The following is a 1,511-nucleotide window of genomic DNA, read 5'->3' on the forward strand; positions in this document are numbered from 1 at the left end:
GTGACCTCGGCCGCTGGCTGTCCGACGGCCGTATCGAATACCTGGGCCGTAACGACTTTCAGGTCAAGCTGCGCGGCTTCCGTATTGAACTGGGGGAAATTGAAGCGCGCCTGATCCAGTGTCCGGGAGTGGAGGAAGCGACCGTTATCGCCCGTGAAGATATCCCCGGTGACAAACGTCTGGTGGCTTATGTCCGGCCGCAATCCGGTGTTGCACTGGTGCCGGCGGATTTACGTCAGCAACTGGTGCCACATCTGGCCGACTATATGCTGCCCAGTGCCTTTGTGATGCTGGAGGCCTTCCCGCTGACCCCGAACGGTAAGTTGGACCGCAAGGCGCTGCCTGCCCCCGAACAGTCGGCCATTGTGTCACGGGGTTATGCGCCTGCGCAGGGTGAGGTTGAAACGGGACTGGCGCAGATCTGGCAAGACTTGCTGGGATTGGCGCGTGTCGGGCGCTATGATCACTTCTTCGAACTCGGCGGCCACTCGCTGCTGGTGGTCAGTGTGATCGAACGGCTGCGCCAGCGGGGCTGGGAACTGGACGTCCGTACGGTATTCACCGCACCGATCCTGGCCGATCTGGCCCGGGCGATTCAAATATCCCCGGGTGATGTCCCGGCCTTTGTCGTGCCGCCCAACCGTATTCCTGATGGCAGTACTGTGCTCACCCCTGAAATGCTACCGCTGGTCACCCTGTCCCAGACGGAAATCGACACCATCGTTAACCGGACTTCCGGCGGAGCGGCCAATGTGCAGGACATCTATCCCCTGGCTCCATTGCAGGAAGGTATCCTGTTCCATCATTTGCTGAATCCGGCCAAAGATCCCTATGTTATCTCGTCGCTGTTATGTATCGACAGGCAGGCAGACCTTGATGCATTCACGGCTGCATTACAAGCGGTCATTGACCGGCACGATATCCTGCGCACCGCCATCCACTGGACCGGATTGTCCCAGCCGGTTCAGGTTGTGCACCGATACGCTCCATTGCCTGTTCATCGCCTGATCCTGAAGGACAGTGATGACGTGACTGTCAGTCTGCAAGCCCGCATGGGGTTGTCACACCTGCCTATGGATTTATCTCAGGCGCCGCTGATACGCTTACAAACTGCCGCTGACCCACATTCAGCCAAGCTGTACGTCTTGCTCCAATTTCATCATATTATCGATGATAACCTCTCATTACGGCAGGTTCTCACGGAAACGGCGGCATTCTTACTGGGCAAAAGTGCTGATTTACCGCCATCGGTGCCTTATCGCAACTTTGTGGCTTATGCCCGTCAGGAAAGCCATATTCAGGCCGCAGAAACCTTCTTCCCGGACTATCTGGCGGATCTCGATGAAGTGACGGCCCCTTTTGGCCTGATTAGCGTTCAGGAAGAGGGCGAACATACGGCAGAAGCTCAACAGCCCCTTAATGCCGGCTTATCACGCGCCCTCCGTGAAACGGCCCGCAGGCTGGGCACCAGCCCCGCGGCGTTGTTCCATGCGGGTTGGGCACTGGTCGTT

General features: G+C 58.0%; 1 protein-coding gene. It reads left to right on the forward strand.

Going from position 1 to position 1,511, the window contains the following annotated elements; translation table 11 throughout:
- Positions 1–1,511, forward strand: a 1,511-nt coding sequence (locus C5470_RS21760; RefSeq protein WP_242688273.1) for a condensation domain-containing protein, incomplete at both ends; no start/stop codon positions are given.

Source organism: Photorhabdus stackebrandtii (genome assembly GCF_011189495.1).
Lineage (GTDB): Bacteria > Pseudomonadota > Gammaproteobacteria > Enterobacterales > Enterobacteriaceae > Photorhabdus > Photorhabdus khanii.